The organism is Brevibacillus sp. JNUCC-41 (assembly GCF_014844095.1).
GTDB lineage: Bacteria > Bacillota > Bacilli > Bacillales > DSM-1321 > Peribacillus > Peribacillus aracenensis.
Genome location: NZ_CP062163.1, coordinates 2,658,809 through 2,674,623, shown reverse-complemented (window position 1 = coordinate 2,674,623; position 15,815 = coordinate 2,658,809). Strand labels below are relative to the sequence as shown.

Annotated in this window: 17 protein-coding genes and 1 pseudogene; 6 read left to right on the top strand and 12 right to left on the bottom strand. The window is 38.6% G+C overall.

Features of this window, described 5'->3' with window-relative positions; all coding sequences use genetic code 11:
- Positions 1-183 precede the first annotated feature (183 nt).
- From JNUCC41_RS13085 to JNUCC41_RS13075, 3 genes are read right to left on the bottom strand one after another with little or no spacing between them, the layout of a single operon-like run.
- Entirely contained in the window at positions 184-1,974 is a 1,791-nt protein-coding gene (locus JNUCC41_RS13085; protein WP_192207929.1) for a glycosyltransferase family protein, read from the bottom strand.
- Between the two features lie 37 nt (positions 1,975-2,011).
- On the bottom strand, positions 2,012-2,335 hold the full coding sequence (locus JNUCC41_RS13080; RefSeq protein ID WP_192207928.1) for a hypothetical protein: 324 nt from the start codon (positions 2,333-2,335) through the stop codon (positions 2,012-2,014).
- A gap of 20 nt (positions 2,336-2,355) precedes the next feature.
- Positions 2,356-3,540 (bottom strand): glycosyltransferase family 4 protein, encoded by a 1,185-nt coding sequence (locus JNUCC41_RS13075; protein ID WP_192207927.1) that lies wholly within the window; start codon positions 3,538-3,540, stop codon positions 2,356-2,358.
- Positions 3,541-3,998: 458 nt separating this feature from the next.
- On the opposite strand from JNUCC41_RS13075, the gene JNUCC41_RS13070 reads away from it, so the two are divergent.
- Complete coding sequence (locus tag JNUCC41_RS13070) at positions 3,999-4,835, top strand: RMD1 family protein (RefSeq protein WP_192207926.1); 837 nt, start codon at positions 3,999-4,001, stop codon at positions 4,833-4,835.
- A gap of 339 nt (positions 4,836-5,174) precedes the next feature.
- Here the strand turns inward: JNUCC41_RS13070 and JNUCC41_RS13065 are convergent, their stop codons facing one another.
- The 6 genes from JNUCC41_RS13065 to JNUCC41_RS13040 all read right to left on the bottom strand — a co-directional run bounded on the left by JNUCC41_RS13065 (position 5,175) and on the right by JNUCC41_RS13040 (position 10,105).
- Positions 5,175-5,696, bottom strand: a complete 522-nt coding sequence (locus JNUCC41_RS13065; protein WP_228467616.1) for a GNAT family N-acetyltransferase — start codon at positions 5,694-5,696, stop codon at positions 5,175-5,177.
- 225 nt (positions 5,697-5,921) lie between these two features.
- The gene (locus JNUCC41_RS13060; protein WP_192207925.1) at positions 5,922-6,491 is read right to left on the bottom strand and encodes a YdhK family protein; all 570 of its coding nucleotides are present in this window, start codon (positions 6,489-6,491) and stop codon (positions 5,922-5,924) included.
- A 186-nt stretch (positions 6,492-6,677) separates the two neighbouring features.
- Positions 6,678-6,851, bottom strand: coding sequence for an anti-repressor SinI family protein (locus JNUCC41_RS13055; RefSeq protein ID WP_192207924.1), 174 nt, complete (start codon positions 6,849-6,851; stop codon positions 6,678-6,680).
- 356 nt (positions 6,852-7,207) lie between these two features.
- A complete protein-coding gene (locus JNUCC41_RS13050; protein ID WP_192207923.1) occupies positions 7,208-7,825 on the bottom strand; it encodes a hypothetical protein in 618 nt (205 codons plus the stop codon).
- A 192-nt stretch (positions 7,826-8,017) separates the two neighbouring features.
- Positions 8,018-8,785, bottom strand: coding sequence for an arylamine N-acetyltransferase family protein (locus tag JNUCC41_RS13045; RefSeq protein WP_192207922.1), 768 nt, complete (start codon positions 8,783-8,785; stop codon positions 8,018-8,020).
- A gap of 474 nt (positions 8,786-9,259) precedes the next feature.
- The gene (locus tag JNUCC41_RS13040) at positions 9,260-10,105 is read right to left on the bottom strand and encodes a manganese catalase (protein WP_192207921.1); all 846 of its coding nucleotides are present in this window, start codon (positions 10,103-10,105) and stop codon (positions 9,260-9,262) included.
- Between the two features lie 280 nt (positions 10,106-10,385).
- Between JNUCC41_RS13040 and JNUCC41_RS13035 the strand changes: the two genes are divergently transcribed.
- From JNUCC41_RS13035 to JNUCC41_RS13025, 3 genes are all read left to right on the top strand, one after another.
- The gene (locus tag JNUCC41_RS13035; protein ID WP_192207920.1) at positions 10,386-10,904 is read left to right on the top strand and encodes a DUF2243 domain-containing protein; all 519 of its coding nucleotides are present in this window, start codon (positions 10,386-10,388) and stop codon (positions 10,902-10,904) included.
- Complete coding sequence (locus JNUCC41_RS13030; RefSeq protein ID WP_192207919.1) at positions 10,894-11,676, top strand: cytochrome c oxidase assembly protein; 783 nt, start codon at positions 10,894-10,896, stop codon at positions 11,674-11,676. Before JNUCC41_RS13035 ends, JNUCC41_RS13030 begins: the two co-directional genes overlap by 11 nt.
- A 112-nt stretch (positions 11,677-11,788) precedes the next feature.
- On the top strand, positions 11,789-12,154 hold the full coding sequence (locus JNUCC41_RS13025) for a carboxymuconolactone decarboxylase family protein (RefSeq protein ID WP_192207918.1): 366 nt from the start codon (positions 11,789-11,791) through the stop codon (positions 12,152-12,154).
- Positions 12,155-12,211: 57 nt separating this feature from the next.
- Here JNUCC41_RS13025 and JNUCC41_RS13020 read toward each other — a convergent pair whose 3' ends face one another.
- Positions 12,212-12,844, bottom strand: coding sequence for a spore coat protein (locus JNUCC41_RS13020; protein WP_192207917.1), 633 nt, complete (start codon positions 12,842-12,844; stop codon positions 12,212-12,214).
- Between the two features lie 178 nt (positions 12,845-13,022).
- Here JNUCC41_RS13020 and JNUCC41_RS13015 point away from each other — a divergent pair, with 178 nt between their 5' ends.
- The gene (locus JNUCC41_RS13015; RefSeq protein WP_192207916.1) at positions 13,023-13,160 is read left to right on the top strand and encodes a hypothetical protein; all 138 of its coding nucleotides are present in this window, start codon (positions 13,023-13,025) and stop codon (positions 13,158-13,160) included.
- 81 nt (positions 13,161-13,241) lie between these two features.
- A pseudogene (locus JNUCC41_RS13010) lies at positions 13,242-13,742 on the top strand (DUF3231 family protein).
- A gap of 92 nt (positions 13,743-13,834) precedes the next feature.
- Here JNUCC41_RS13010 and JNUCC41_RS13005 read toward each other — a convergent pair.
- Both JNUCC41_RS13005 and thiC read right to left on the bottom strand, forming a co-directional pair.
- The gene (locus tag JNUCC41_RS13005) at positions 13,835-14,005 is read right to left on the bottom strand and encodes a hypothetical protein (RefSeq protein WP_192207915.1); all 171 of its coding nucleotides are present in this window, start codon (positions 14,003-14,005) and stop codon (positions 13,835-13,837) included.
- A 22-nt stretch (positions 14,006-14,027) separates the two neighbouring features.
- Positions 14,028-15,809: a phosphomethylpyrimidine synthase ThiC gene (gene thiC / locus JNUCC41_RS13000; RefSeq protein ID WP_192207914.1), complete on the bottom strand. Its 1,782-nt coding sequence runs from the start codon at positions 15,807-15,809 to the stop codon at positions 14,028-14,030.
- Positions 15,810-15,815: the final 6 nt, after the last annotated feature.

The following is a 15,815-nucleotide window of genomic DNA, read 5'->3' as shown; positions in this document are numbered from 1 at the left end:
TTTCATGAAATAGTAAACTGACGCAGCTTTATACATACTGAGGAAATCGACAACATACATAAAAAGTTTGCAAGGATCCCTTGCTCCTTTATTCGATATAAATGCCAAAGGCCCCTGTAAGCGTGCAGCATTCAGGAGCTTTTTTGACTAATATATGGTTAAGAATTGTCTGCCATTGCATTATTAAAAGTTAAGCCTTTTTCTTAAATCCCAATATTTGAATGTCATTTTACCCATTTTCGACTTCGAAAGTGAATCATATTTACGTCCAAGTGTTAGGTTCTGTTTTTCCAGCTTAGTAATTTGTTTAAGCTGAACTGTGTTCAGTTTTTTTAATTGCTTCACTTCTTTAACCAATTCTTTATTTTTCACTTTAATTTCATTGTTTTTATTATCGACAATTACCTGTTCTTTCATTGAAACTTCCACATCTTTTGGTTTTAATTTAGGATTGCCATAGGTTTCAAACCCTATGGTTTTTAAATATGGCATGTTATTTTGAAAATTTTGTTCAAAGTTCCCATAACTTTTATGGATGTGGAGAAATGTATAACATCCAGATTTTTCTACTGAAGTGATTTGACCATACCCAGACAGTTTAAACAGTTTTTCAACTCGTTTTATTTCTTCAGGTATGTTTTTGACAATATAGATGAAAACTTCTTCAACATTAAACTCTGCAGGCAATTTCCCCACTTTTTTTGATGATGCAAGCTTATTCAGTTCATCAAAATCATCTTCATCAATATAAAACATATCCGTGCTTTCATTCACATAATCTGTAATACGTTTGCTCCATAATAGACCTTGCAGTTTTTTTATGGCTTCCGAAAATAAAAATTGCCTGCTAACTTGATACATTCGTTGCGCCGCAAACTCATATATATCCTTATTACATAGCGCTAATTTGACAGCTTCACGGAAATCCTTCTCTGTAACGGCATATAACGGGTAATCTTCGCCAAAAAGCTTTAAATGCATTTCTGTTGGATTCATTATTACAGCCTTCCTTAAGATCCCATACTCCAATAGCTTTGTAGACAGTTCCAGACTGCTGTCCATTTCCTCACTTCTCCAGGTTATCCCAATATCACTGTTCACGATTAATTGTTGGGCATTCTCCCTTGTCAATGCCCCGTACCATGTAAGCCCATCTGTATTTTTAAGGAGGTATGCCGCTTCTTCCTTAAACTGAGAATCATCTTTAACCCATTTGAATTTATCCCCCGCTACATCAAGTGACAGATTCGGAATCTCGCGTTTTAATTCTTTAAAAGCAATAATGATGGGAATGGTCTTCCAATCCGGGTCGAATTTACCTGTATATACAAGTTTGTTTTTTAACCGGGTCTGCCCTTCTGCTGATTCGACGTTCGGTATCATCGGCGTAAGCAGGGAAACTTTGTTTTTTTCTTTATTCAAATTAAGAATCTCAATGACAAAATCGCACATCTCTTCTGTTTGACATAAGAAATACGCACACTGATCATATATATTTTTGATGCTCTCAAATTTTTCTTCATTAACATCCTGACCTATGTGAGTCAAGCCTGTAGCATAAACTAATGTATTCTTTATGATATGCTTATGCTTTGCTATTTTTTCAACAGTCTCAATGCTTCTTACAAATAGCCAATCATATTCCTTTTGACTCCAATAATGTGAAATGAGCATTTCAGCTATATCAAAATCAATGACACCTTTTTTTACCCACTCATCATCGGTGGCCCTAAAAAAAGGATCAACAAAAGGATTGAGAACGGTTATATTATCAAATTTCTCAAGAGGCTGAATTAAGATATCACGTTTGACCGGGCTAGCTAAAAGTAAGTCAACTTCGATGTTGGAATCTAACGCAATGGTCGATGCTAAGGAAGATAAAAATACTGCAGACCCATCCATTGAATTCATGTCAATAAAGCCAAATAGAAGCACCTTCATTTTTCTGTTTTCAACTAGTTCATGTGAATTCAAAGTTTTCACTCCAATGACTGAAATCTGATATGAATTTTTATTTTTTTATTTGCTCTTTAATAGATGATTTAAGCGCAAGATATTTTAGCGTGAATTTCCCTGCATATGTAACGTTGAATTTGTGTTCTAATAACTTAAGTCTTCGCATTTCTTTGTTAAGCTTAATATTTTCTATTTGGGCCATCTTACTTTTTTCTAATTCTTCCCGCAGCCTATTATTTTCTTTTGTCATATTCTCAATTATTTTTTGCTTTTCAGTGCCACTTGCCTCTATGAGCTCCAATGTCATGGACATCATGTCTTTCATTTGTAATTCAAGTTCCTCATACATAGTTTTCCAATATTCGTTTCGTTCGTCCATATTGAAAAAACTCCCCTCATTTAACCTTGGATAATCTCCAATTCTCTTTTAATAACAACATCTACCGCGCATTTTTCACGAATCGACTGAGAAGCTTGTTTTGACACTCTTAAAAATACGTCCGAGTTGTAATATAAGCGCTCTATTGCATCCGCAATATCGATAGGAGACTCAGGTTTTGTAAGAAGGCCAGAAACGTCGTGTTTAACGAATTCCGGAATTGCCGTGATATCTGTTGAAATCGGCACTAGCCCACTGGACATGGCCTCGCACATTGAAACACCTTGAGAATCCAAACGGGTCGGGCAAAGGAAAATTCCATACTCCTTATGTAATGCAGCGATTTCCTCCTGAGATAGGAAACCTTTATGAATCGTTACATTCTCAAAATCCCGGATTGGCTCAACGGTTAGATCGAACAATTTCCCATCACCATAAAATCCAAATTCCAACTTATCGAAGTATGGTCTCTTCGATAGTTCCAGCACCGCTTTCACCGATAAATCATTGGCGTATTTTCGTGAAGCATATGGCCTGATTGAAAGGACTTTTGTCCGCTTTTCAACGGGCTTTTCCATAAAGGTAAACAGATTGTCATCTATTACATTAGGAATGATTACTGAATTTTTCGATTCTGTTCTTGCGTCACATTCCGCAATATGTTCTTTGAACCATTTAGAAATATGAACAAAGGTTGTATCCAATTCATTCGTTTGATAAAACCAATTCATAAAAGAAAGCTGTTCTACATAATAGTCTTCCGACATTTCAAGTATCTTCCTCAAGCTTTCAGGGCTTTCAAGAAAATTAAACCATCTCCTATGCCATGCCTCCGTTTCAAATCCATGTATCCAGGTGATAATCGGCAGATCTGTGTTCGTTTCTTTTATCGCTTGTATCATTTTTGGATTAACAAAATGAATGAGCGCTTTTTTATGTACTTTATGGTTTAAGAATATGCGCAGATGTTGTTCAGTTCCTCGATAAACAGGCACATCTTCATACGTATACTTTTCTGCTTTTTTATAGGCAGGATGCAAAACAAAGACATCGACCTTCAAACCCTCATCTAGATAAGCCTTGACTCTTCTGTGGATAAATCCATTCCGATATAACTGATCTTCATGTGGATAAGCATTCGTAATGATTACATATCTATCTTTTTCACTAAATGTAAGCTCATATAGATTTATAGATTCCTCCATTTTTGTTCACTCCTACTATTCAGTCATCTTCAATCAGCCTGCTACTCATCTGTAAATGAAGGATTTTTAGAAGACCCTTTTGCAATCACTTTTAAAACCGTCAATCGATTATAACAAACATGTATTACTGAATATTGACATCAATATGAGAATTCTGTAAATATAAGTAAAGTTTTCATGAACTTTTATATATTTTTGTTAAATTTCAGTAATGACATAACCGGGAGGATCAGCATTCGTATAATCGCCCTCTTACATATAAACTATTATATTTTAAGTCTGTTAATAAGACTTGGGAGTGTAGAGCATAAAACCAAAAGCTCATATCATTTATGGAATTTATTGGGTCCAAGGACCAATCAGTAACCTTTTTCTACCTTCAAGAATTATTCAAGCATGTTTTTGTAAGAATAGAATAGAATCGAAAAAAGACCAATTTGCTGAAGAGAGTGATATAGATGGAACCCATTACCTTTAAAGCATGTGCAATCACTAATGAAATTGATTTGAACAAAATTGCCATTCATTGCGGCATTCCTAAAAAATTCACCTGGGAAGAGCCTTTAATCCTTAAAGGCGATATTCTAAGTTCCATCCTTAATAAAAATGTGGACGAATCGCAACAGGTGCTGGTTTTCTCCTTTGGCAGCATTGTCTTCATTAATTATTCACACGCGGATGAGATTAAGGAGTTTTCATCCTTTATCCATTCTTTCGAGCCGGACATTGATCTCGTTAATGTAGACAAATATACAGACGATTACAGACTTCACTTCAGTGAAACTGAAAACATCAATTTGACAGACGAATATGTAGTTGTGCCTAAATATGAATTTTTCTATCCTGAATTAATTTCCACGATTCTCGCTAAATCGGTGGCACTTGAAAAAACAGAGGAACAACTCGGAAAAATCCACGACAAGCTCGAAGCCATGATAGACCGGCTGGAAAAAGGCAAACTGAGAATCGGCAACAAGGAATTAGCGAGGACGACGGCAAAAATCGTTCGTCACGAGTACAATACCCTAGCGTATATCATGATTCTGGATAAACCTGATATTACATGGACAAGCAGTATTGCTGGCGAATTTTATGACAGAATGCTTGATTTTTTTGAATTGAATGATCGGTATAAAATCTTGAAAAGTAAAACCGAAATTTTATATAACATTATGGATGGGTTTTCTAACATCAGCCATTCGATCAGGGGACTTTTCGTTGAATGGATCATTGTGATTCTCATTGTCTTTGAGATTGTTCTGACCATTTTAGAAATTGTAGGATGGATACCATGAATTCTGAACATGCCGTATCCATATTAATGGTGAAAATTTTCCTGCATGGCAGGTTGGATGGATGGAGAACTTCCAAAAAATAAGCATCATTAAGATGCTTATTTTGCGTTTAACCACTCTTTCATTTTTAAGTTACTGTGTATGGAAGTTTAATTAAATTCCATACATACCGGGGACTAGGTATTTTAGGGGATTCGCATCTCCTTTATACCTCTAATAATGATTGATCGCCCTATCGTTTACCTATTATAGGAGAACGTTTTTCTTCTATCATACTCCCCGAGGTTGCCAATACGTTCCACTGCCCTCTATATATTCCGGAAGTTATCTAAAGCTCCCTTAATCCAGAGCAAAATGGAAAATAAATTCCTCCCCTTCTTCCCCCTTAAATCTGTATCCTTTGTCAACGAATCCAGCTTTTTTATATAAATTTATCGCTGGAACATTCGAATGATGCACTGTTAGTATAATCTCATTTTTATCCGGATGACTTAGTTTGATCATCTCAGGCAACACTTTTAAAGTCTTAAAAGCCAGCCCCTTTTTTTGATGGCGCAAATCCAAGGAGAAGGATTTAAGAAGAACCGCATTCTCATTACTTGTATATTGATTTTTTCCCGCTTTATCCGTATATAAGGCAAAACAACCGATCAAATCCTCATCTAAATAAATGACCATGGGGAGGTTATATTTATCCTTTCTGAAGTCTTCGATAACTTTCAAAGGTAAAGAAGTATAGATTGCTTGTTCTATAGGTAAACAATAGTTGCTCAGCGCCTCATAGTCATTTTCGATAAAAGGCCTAATGGTTAATCCAGTCAACATATTTGCACCCCATTTTTCACATTTTGATAAATCCATATTAACAGATACTAAAGTTTTACAATCCACTACAAACAATAATTTCCAAAAATGTTTATTCACAAAAAAAGGAATGGCTTGTTTGCCATTCCTTCAGACTGTAGAAAAACTCGAAGAAAAGCAGTTGATTACAACTTTTTAAAAAAACGTTCCTGGTAAAAAAGGAACCATTAAGGATAACCAAGGCTTATTTTCTTCTTCCTTTTTGCAAATCATGATGTTAAATCATTCAGATGCCGATAATTCACTTTCCGTTACCCATTTATGGTTCTTTACCTTTTCTCCCCCCGTAGTCGGTGTATAATCGACCATATAAACAGTTGTTTTTTCAGCAGATTCAACTTCAGCGACTGTTCCGTTCATCCCTTCCATATGAGAAGCATTTACTGTGACCTTCGCTCCGGGTTCATACGTCTTCTCTCCTGCATCTTTGATTTCTTCGTGTATGATCCATTTATGATTTTCCACTTTTTCCCCGCCAGTTGCAGGCGTATACGAAATGGCATAAGCAGTCGTATCAAATGCACCCACTATTGTTGCTTCAGCACCCCTCATGCCTTCCATATGACCTGATTTGATAATCGCTTGACTTCCAACTTCATATGTTGGATTTTCTGCAGCTTTTAATCCTTCAGGAACATCACCCGAGCTAGAATGGTTCATATCCATTTCACTATGTCCCATTTCTTCTTTATCCTCTTTGTTTTTATCATCGCTGTTGGAACATGCGCCAAGGATTAAAAACAGCGCTGCCAATAATGATAGGATGATAGGCAATTTTGTTCTTTTTTTCATATTGAGTAAACCTCCTTTATGATTGCATCTATCTTACCAATTAAATATGCAGAAAATATGGAGTGACTCGTGGAAAAAGTAATGGTACCTCATACTTTTTTTACAATAGTCTTGCCTGAATTGAACCTGATAGCGTTAATATTAAAGATCTGAAAAAAGAAGAACCATTCCCTGTCGATAGAAAAATCACCTTTTTTTTGCTGAACAGAATTCTATTTGACCACCACAATCTTTACTTTTATTGCTATTTGACTTTTCTTGCAATAACTTTTTGAATTGCTCTTTTGTAATATCCGATTTCATTGCCAATGTGACTAATTCCAGCCATTCGTCAGGAAGGTTTCCATCAAAATCCTTCATATCATCATCTCTTTCTTTTTATTTTTAGTCTATTTTTCCAATAATGTGTAAAACTATATTCGGAATATCATTATAAATTATCTCAATCATCCATAGCTGCATTTTAGTGTAAATTTTAATAAGTCTTTACATTTACACATAAGGCCCCCATGTTTGTTTGTAATCAGGGAATTCCTCATTCTTCTATATTAATAGCCTTAATTAATTCATAATAAAAGTGAACAGCATGCTCTCGCGTAGTTTAACAGAGGTAAAAAAGGATGGATTATTGATAGAGGGTATTTGAAGTGATCAATCCTTCCGGATATTGCCTGGTAATCAAGCAAGAAGGACTTGGTCAAAAGTCCTTCTTATGTCTAGTTTCCCAAAGTTGATTGTTCGATTTTTTGCATGATATGCGAAAGGTTCATGGAGGCATGTTTTTTATAATCCCTGCCTATGGATTTGAATAACCCTTTCGCTATACCTATTAACATGATTTTGGTATGTCCATCCGAAATAATGGACTTATTAGGGAAACTTGATTCAGCTTGCGCACCGCCAATCTTATTAGCTGTTTCCTTAATAAAATCAATGATTTTAATTTCCTGGATTTCCCCATCAATGTCGGTTTTATAGATAATTTGATTTCTCCAAATCTTAAGCTCAATCCTCTGTTTAGTATAATCGAAGAGGTCTTCCGTGATATGAACATTGCTCATTTGAATGGAGTCTTTAATAGGATACAATTTCGGGTTAGGATTGATTTTCTTTATTAAGGATTGGTCAATCGTGACCTTTTCCCGCTTAATGCGCGTATTTTTCGTTTCACATAAAATCAGCCTTAACTGTCCGGCAATTATATTGTTGAACTCTTCTAATCCAAAGAGTTCAACGAGCATTACGCTATATTCCAAAATGGTGATCGCTTCATCGAATTTTCGTTTAGCAGCTGTATTCGATCTAGTAAAAACCAATCGATTCTTCCTCTCCATATCCTTCTCACCCCATTGAATTCGAATTTATTGAATAAATATTAAAAACTTCCGTAATGGATTATTTAGACTGTAGGCAAATTCGAAAAAAGCGAGTTTGCCTACGTTTTTTTCGAAATTCGCTTCCTTTCCGCAGCCTGGCCGCCGGTATTCATAAAAAAGACTGTCGGGAATGGACAGTCTTTTTATCCACTATCTATCGAAGTGCTGTTTCATTAACTCTTTAAATCGTGTTCCATCTATTTCTTCTTTCGTCACTTTCCCATCTTCCCACCGTGTAAAGGATGTATCAGTTAAAGTGATGTTCCCGCTGTTTGTCAAACGGGTGATTAATGGATGTTTATTAAATGGCGATTGGGGATTTTCCCTGATGATCGTTTGGACCTCATTAAGTTCCGCTACATTTCCTACTGGTTTTGAAGAATCAAAAGCATACCCTATTCTCCAATCGCGATCTTTATGTTTCAATTTCAATTCAAGGATATGATCTCCATGGTCGGTACTTTCTTTTTTTATCCTGAATTCACCATTTTGGGAAACGACCGTTTCCCCGTTCAACGGAACTGGTTTTAAAGGCAGATTCCCGCCAAAACCCGTATCGATCAAATAGGTTCTCCCCTCATGGTTCAATAGAATGGTGACATGGGTCCTTCCTATGGTCATCCACCCCTGATTATAGATGACACCCCGTACCAAGAATACATCAAAGTCATTTTCCTTCAGGAAAAAATAAAGGGCTGCATTCAATTCATAGCATAATCCACCCTCATTCCTCACGAGGACCTTGTTCATGATATTCGATTTATTAATATCACTCAAATGGGATGCCATGATCGATAAGTTTTCAAAAGGAATGGTTTTCGCTGTCTTTTCCAGCATTTCATCTAATTTCTCAAATGTCAGTTTCACATCTTCCTGGAGCCCTATTCTTTTCCTGAATAATGCATTCAGTTCATTCATTAAGATTCCCCCTTAGACAGATACCGACGAAGAGTATCTTGACTCTGTATATATTCATTATACTTTGTCCATATTTCATTCTCCAATCAATCTGCCATTAGCCCCACCTTTTCCCTTACCACCACTTCCCAAGACCCTTCATTCACCAATATTAGATTGGCCATATAACCGGATTTCCCTTCTCGTGAAATAATATCCGTTCTATTTATCGCAAAAACTTTCACCTTAATTAATATTCGACCTTTTCCGGGGTGGGCTTGGAAAGATCTTTAAATAGTAATTTTTCCGCACCTACTGCTTTCATTTGTCCCACTTCTTACTATTTAAAGTAGTGACCATCCTTTAATAAAGTTGTCTTGAAGATGAACACTATGCTACTCCAAAACATACCCACAGGCAAATAATCAGATTTTGTAAACATAAAAAAACCGATGTCCCTTTAGGGGCCATCGAGCCTCTTTTGAAAAGTTTCCATTACCTTTTATTAAGTGATTGACTTCTATCCAGGTCATGATGCAATTGTGCCGCCGGAACCTTAGGGTTAGGAATCTGCCCCTTTGCAACTGGTTCAGCAACATAAACAAAATCCCCCGTACCATCTGGGGCGCTTCCTGTTGCCCAAAGGCCTTCTCCTGATTCATTACCTTCTGACAAGTTCCAGAATTCGTACGCTTCCGGTTGAGATTCCATTTCCGCTTCCGGTGGGAATGACGCCGGAACGACAACGCCATTTTTTTCTTCAAGTTCTGCAATGGCCGCCATCCATTGATATTGGTGATAACGATCACGGGCTAACATTTTACGGAAGGTAGCACGTACCCCTTCATCTTTGGTCATATGGTATAAGCGGGCCACTTGAAGGCGTCCTTGGCTTTCAGCATGGAGATTCGATCGCATGTCCGCTAATAGATTTCCGCTCGCTACAATATAAGATCCGTTCCAAGGCACCCCATTTGAGTTGGTTGGCAGTCCGCCAAGTCCGCTTACGAGCAAATGTTGGGGATTAATTCCACCCATGATCGCTGCTGTGGCAGGATCTTTTGCAGCTTCTGACTGATCTTCCGGAGAAGCGCCATCAAGTAATTGACTAATGAGCGAACAAAGCATCTCTACATGTCCAATTTCCTCTGTACCAATATCCATTAGCATATCTTTGTATTTTTCTTCTCCACGGCAGTTAAAGCCCTGAAAAAGATATTGCATCATGACAGTCATTTCCCCAAACTGTCCACCTAACACTTCCTGAATTTGTCGTGCAAGCATCGGATCTGGCCGCTCTACCTTAACTTCAAATTGCAATTCTTTTTGATGACGAAACATATGAACTCCTCCTTTTTTTAATAGTTGACTTTCTAGGTTTTTATTACCCGCCTGCCCATGCTTGAAACATGGATCCAGCTATAACGAACAATAATTTGAAAAAATTTACATGCAATCAACAATGAACATTGAACTAAAAATCCAAGGATTATTTGGATCTATAATAAGCTTTAAAAAGATCCATATACCTGTCTATAACTTTACAATACAGGGTACAGTAGAAGAACCATATATAGGAAAACCAACCACATTATAAAGAAACTTAAAAGGAGGATGAAAAATGGATTTCAGGCCCCGAAATCAAAAAAATCAATCCATTTCAGAATTACGATATACTTATTCCGCTCGTAATCTATGGTCCGGTTTTCTATTCGGGATCGGATTGGTGGCATTCATCGATGAGGCCATCTTTCATCAACTATTACATTGGCATCATTTCTATGACAAGTCCTCATCCAGCATCGGACTTGTCTCGGATGGTTTATTTCATGCCCTAAGCTGGTTCGCAACGGTCGGGTCTCTGTTCATGTTCGCTGACCTTCGCCGCCGAAAGGGATTATGGCTGAAAAGGTGGATAGGAGGAGTTTTGCTTGGGGCAGGTGCTTTTCAGTTATATGATGGGACCATCCAGCACAAGCTAATGCGTCTCCATCAAATCCGTTACAATGTCGATATTCTCCCATACGACTTGATCTGGAACATTGCAGCCGCAATCATGATACTGATCGGCATTAGCTTTGTCATTCAAACAAGAAGCAGCTTACTTAAAATGAAAGAAGACGGCCGCAATGGACAGTAATGGACATATTCATGAAAATGGAACTGGTATTGAACCGATTTTATTGATTCTTTTCTCACTTGTTATAATTATTTATATCGCAGCTGTCGTATTTTCGAACCGCCGCTATAAAAAATGGTCCTTATACCGTACTTTCTTTTGGATTCTTGGCACCATTTGTGCAGCCTTTGCAGTTATAGGCCCCATGGCCAATCGGGGGCATCTGGACTTCACCGCGCACATGGTTGGTCATTTATTGCTTGGAATGATTGCACCCATCCTACTCGTGCTTGCTGCACCTATAACTCTTGCACTGCGAACACTTGATGTACAATCAGCAAGACTCCTTTCAAAGTTGTTGAAAAGTTGGCCGCTGCGAATTTTAAGTCATCCAATCACTGCTTCCGCGCTTAATATTGGGGGACTCTGGATACTTTATACGACTGGGTTATATGGGTTGATGCATCAAAATTCTCTTCTACATGCCTTGGTGCATTTTCACGTGTTCATAGCCGGCTATCTATTCACTGCGTCCATGATCTATATGGACCCTGCGCCACACAGGTTCAGCTTCATGTTTCGAGCTATCGTATTTACAATTTCACTAGCCGGCCATGATATCCTTTCTAAATATGTTTTTGCCCACCCTCCAACCGGAGTCACCAAGGAACAAGCGGAAAATGGAGGAATGCTAATGTACTATGCCGGTGATGCCATTGACGTTGCACTTATCTGCATCCTTTGCTATCAATGGTTCAAAGCCACCCGGCCTAAGGGTTCACTTGCCTTGTAGGAAGGACGGTTCCATGATTACTTAGGTAAACTCCATGTTTCTGTTTATTCATCCAGCATTTAGCTCATACTAATTTTTGATAAAAAAAATTTAGGATGGAGCTGAATGGAAAATGGAATTCGAAGCTAATAATTCTACTGAAAATGCTCTTCGTGATTATAAAGCTGGAATCGGTGTCTTTACGCATAAAATGCCTGATCTCGCAGAGAAATTCAATTCATTTACGGAAGAGTGCTTTAAAGAAGGTCAATTATCCCAGAAAGAAAAACAGCTTATCGCACTAGGAATAAGCTTATATTCTCAAGATGAATACTGTATTATCTATCATACAAAAGGATGTCTTGATCAAGGCTGTTCCGAACAAGAAATTCTTGAAGCCATTGGCGTGACCGCAGCATTTGGCGGAGGAGCCACCATGAGTCAGGCTGTAACCCTCGTCCAGGAAAGCATCCAGGAAATAAATCAGATGAAACAATGATAAAAAAGGGATAGGAGAGTTAGTCCTATCCCTTTTTTATGTTCTTAACAAATGCTTTTAATGACTCATGTTGTTGTTAATTCCTTGTGCAGGTGCATACGAATTCAACATTTGTTGCATATCCTGCTGTGCAAGCTGTGGAACTTGGTAGTAATGATGTTTGTTTTGATATATCGAAATCTCATATGCCATTTCAATGCAGTTCGGAACGGAATCTGCAAATACGCGGCGAACCACCGGATTCGTTATTTCAAGCGCTGCCATCGCTTTCATGGATGCTGCAGACTTGACAGCTCCAAGCATCAAGCCTGAAATGCATTCATCCGTAATTTCCGAGACGGATTGCAAAGGTTTCTTTGGCTGCGTTGGTGTCAATCCATATATAAAATCGTTATCTTGATTCATTTTGTAGCTCTGAGTCCGTTTAGAAGGATCCTGGCCCGTTTGGAAGCACTCCAATGAAATATTATATTCATCTTGGATGAACTGATATTGACGATCCAGGATGTCAAGTAATTCCTGATCCTTGACATGCTGACGCAAAAGAGTATACGTGTTTAAAGTACCAATCGTTCCCGACAACACTTCATGTACATCGAATACTTCGTGACCACCGTGATTCATTTGTGGGGGAATTGCCCCCGTTTGCATGTTCTGGTGTACTTGACCTTGTTGATATTGGTTTTGCATTGTATTTCCCTCCTCGTTTTATCAATGATGCGAACAAGTTTAGTATGTTGAACCCCAACTGGATTATTCAATCTAAACTCTTCCAAGAAGACTAATTAAGCTGCAGACATGTTTTCTGTATAATAAAAACGTGACGTTTTAAACTATAAACACATTTATTTCAATGGGAGGATTTCTAATGACACATAAATACTTCTATTGTACTGATGAAACGGAAGAAAAAAAATCCATGCCAGGACGTTTCAAGTTACTGACATGGATAGAAATGAAATGCTCTGTGATGAATGTTATCAAGAAAGGAGTAAAATCCCTCTAGCATTTCCCAAACAGCAACGATGCATGCTTGGATAAATTCAGGGTAACTTAAACCCGTTAATGAATTTCAATGAGGATGGTTATGGGAATTTTAAGCGGAAATCCGAAAGATGAGCCTATGCATTACGGCGAGGTATTTGGGACATGGGCATTTCTAACAACTACAAAAGGGTTGATTGCCTGTCATCAAACTATGCTGGCGACAAGGACCTGCATAAATTGCTTGTTGAAGTGATCAATCAAGGGAAACAGGAACATGACCAACTTGAATCATTATTAAAAGAAAATAATGTAGGACTGCCTCCCTCACCACCTGAAAGGCCTAAAGCTAACTTGGAGGATATTCCCCGTCGGGGCACGTCTTCAAGATCCTGAAATCTCTGCTTCAGTATCAATCGATATTAATGCAGGATTAGTTGCTTGCAGCCAAATGATGGGTCAATGCATCCGCGAAGATATTGCACAGATGTTTGCGCAATTCCATACGAATAAAGCTGCATTGGGTGCTGACTTCCTAAGATTGAATAAGGAAAAAGGCTGGCTTGTCCCCCCTCCTCTTCATATTAATAAAACAAGTATGTAAATAGTAATGAAAGATTCCCTTAATCATGTTTTGTGATCGAATGTCCAACATGATTAAGGGGATTAGATAATGAAAGGACAATTAAGGCATCACTACCATTGCAGACTTTCGATTAAGTGGCACTTTGTACACTGCTGACTATAATCATCGTTTACAAATTCATGATTACAATTCTCCCGAAAAATGTCCAGCTCTCTTTTCAGCTGTTCCAATTGATTTTCCAACTGTTTCATTTCAACTTTTATCTGGATTACCCGATTCATCGAATTCTCCCTCTCGTCGGAATCATTGATAGATTTCCCCGTCCGTTTTCCTGAATTCATTCGCTTTTTCTTTAAGCCCTTCATCGATTACCGACTCAAAACCCAGACCCTTTTCCTTTGCCAGATCACGGATGTCCTGGGAGATTCTCATACTGCAGAATTTCGGGCCGCACATTGAACAGAAATGGGCTGTTTTGGCACCTTCAGCAGGTAGAGTTTCATCATGATATTCGACCGCCCTTTCAGGATCGAGGGAAAGATTGAATTGATCTCTCCAACGAAATTCGAATCTAGCCTTCGAAAGGGCATCATCCCGTTTTCTTGCATGCGGATGGCCTTTAGCAAGGTCAGCTGCATGGGCCGCAATTTTATAAGTTATGACCCCTACCCGAACATCCTCTTTATTCGGAAGTCCCAAATGCTCCTTCGGTGTCACATAACAAAGCATGGCAGTTCCAAACCATCCAATCATGGCAGCACCAATCGCAGAAGTGATATGATCGTATCCAGGAGCTATATCCGTTGTCAATGGTCCCAGAGTATAGAATGGCGCTTCTTGACAGACTTCCAGCTGCTTATCCATATTTTCTTTAATCAAATGCATCGGAACGTGACCAGGGCCCTCCACCATGACTTGAACATCGTGCTTCCAAGCAATCTTCGTCAGTTCCCCAAGTGTTTCCAATTCAGCAAATTGTGCCTCATCGTTTGCATCTGCAATGGATCCAGGACGAAGGCCGTCACCTAATGAGAAAGAGACATCATACGCCTTCATGATTTCACAAATCTCTTCAAAGTGAGTATAGAGGAAACTTTCTTGGTGGTGGGCCAAGCACCATTGTGCCATGATGGAGCCCCCTCGGGAAACGATTCCCGTAACTCGCTTGGCTGTCATGGGGATGTATCGCAAAAGGACACCAGCGTGTATGGTGAAGTAATCGACACCTTGCTCAGCCTGCTCGATTAATGTATCCCGGAAAACTTCCCAATTTAAATCCTCCGCGACTCCATTCACTTTTTCCAATGCTTGATATATCGGAACCGTCCCAACTGGAACAGGTGAATTTCTGATAATCCATTCCCGGGTCGTGTGAATATTCTTTCCTGTGGAAAGATCCATTATATTATCTGCACCCCATCGTGTAGCCCAAGTCATTTTCTCCACTTCAGCTTCGATCGATGAACTGACAGCCGAATTCCCAATATTCGCATTTATTTTCACATGAAAATTACGTCCGATGATCATGGGCTCACTTTCAGGATGGTTAATATTTGCTGGAATGATAGCCCGCCCGCTAGCTACCTCTTCTCTTACAAACTCAGGGGCCACATTTTCCCTGATCGAAATGAACTCCATTTCTGGAGTGATGATACCTTTACGGGCATAATGGAGCTGGGTTACGTTTTGCCCTTTCACTGCACGCAATGGTTTTCTTTTCAATCCCGGAAAAACTTCGGCATTGGATTGTGACTCAACTTTTTTATACCCGTTATCTTCGGGCTTTATTTCACGGCCATCATACTCTTCAACATCTTCCCGTTCCAGAACCCAGCTTCGTCTAATCGGGGCCAGACCTTTACGAATATCAATGGGATAATCTGAATCCGTATAAAAACCGCTTGTGTCATAAACTCGTAAAGGCGGATTCTCTTCTTCGCCGAATGACCCTGTAGTCGGACTTAGCTTAATTTCACGCATAGGTACTTTAATATCGGGTCTAGATCCTTCAGCATACACTTTTTTACTCCCGGCAAAACTGGACATAATTGAAACGTTCATGTCATTTACAGAATTACTCATCATGATTTC

Coding starts and splice junctions, on each gene's coding strand:
- JNUCC41_RS13065 (WP_228467616.1), bottom strand. CDS start 5,696: ATGGATTTATCAAAATGTGAAAAATGGGGTGCAAATATGTTGACTGGA.
- JNUCC41_RS13045 (WP_192207922.1), bottom strand. CDS start 8,785: ATGAATGAACTGAATGCATTATTCAGGAAAAGAATAGGGCTCCAGGAA.
- JNUCC41_RS13005 (WP_192207915.1), bottom strand. CDS start 14,005: ATGAATCGGGTAATCCAGATAAAAGTTGAAATGAAACAGTTGGAAAAT.
- JNUCC41_RS13060 (WP_192207925.1), bottom strand. CDS start 6,491: ATGAAAAAAAGAACAAAATTGCCTATCATCCTATCATTATTGGCAGCG.
- JNUCC41_RS13035 (WP_192207920.1), top strand. CDS start 10,386: ATGGATTTCAGGCCCCGAAATCAAAAAAATCAATCCATTTCAGAATTA.
- thiC (WP_192207914.1), bottom strand. CDS start 15,809: ATGATGAGTAATTCTGTAAATGACATGAACGTTTCAATTATGTCCAGT.
- JNUCC41_RS13040 (WP_192207921.1), bottom strand. CDS start 10,105: ATGTTTCGTCATCAAAAAGAATTGCAATTTGAAGTTAAGGTAGAGCGG.
- JNUCC41_RS13015 (WP_192207916.1), top strand. CDS start 13,023: ATGACACATAAATACTTCTATTGTACTGATGAAACGGAAGAAAAAAAA.
- JNUCC41_RS13020 (WP_192207917.1), bottom strand. CDS start 12,844: ATGCAAAACCAATATCAACAAGGTCAAGTACACCAGAACATGCAAACG.
- JNUCC41_RS13075 (WP_192207927.1), bottom strand. CDS start 3,540: ATGGAGGAATCTATAAATCTATATGAGCTTACATTTAGTGAAAAAGAT.
- JNUCC41_RS13080 (WP_192207928.1), bottom strand. CDS start 2,335: ATGGACGAACGAAACGAATATTGGAAAACTATGTATGAGGAACTTGAA.
- JNUCC41_RS13025 (WP_192207918.1), top strand. CDS start 11,789: ATGGAATTCGAAGCTAATAATTCTACTGAAAATGCTCTTCGTGATTAT.
- JNUCC41_RS13070 (WP_192207926.1), top strand. CDS start 3,999: ATGGAACCCATTACCTTTAAAGCATGTGCAATCACTAATGAAATTGAT.
- JNUCC41_RS13055 (WP_192207924.1), bottom strand. CDS start 6,851: ATGAAGGATTTTGATGGAAACCTTCCTGACGAATGGCTGGAATTAGTC.
- JNUCC41_RS13030 (WP_192207919.1), top strand. CDS start 10,894: ATGGACAGTAATGGACATATTCATGAAAATGGAACTGGTATTGAACCG.
- JNUCC41_RS13050 (WP_192207923.1), bottom strand. CDS start 7,825: ATGGAGAGGAAGAATCGATTGGTTTTTACTAGATCGAATACAGCTGCT.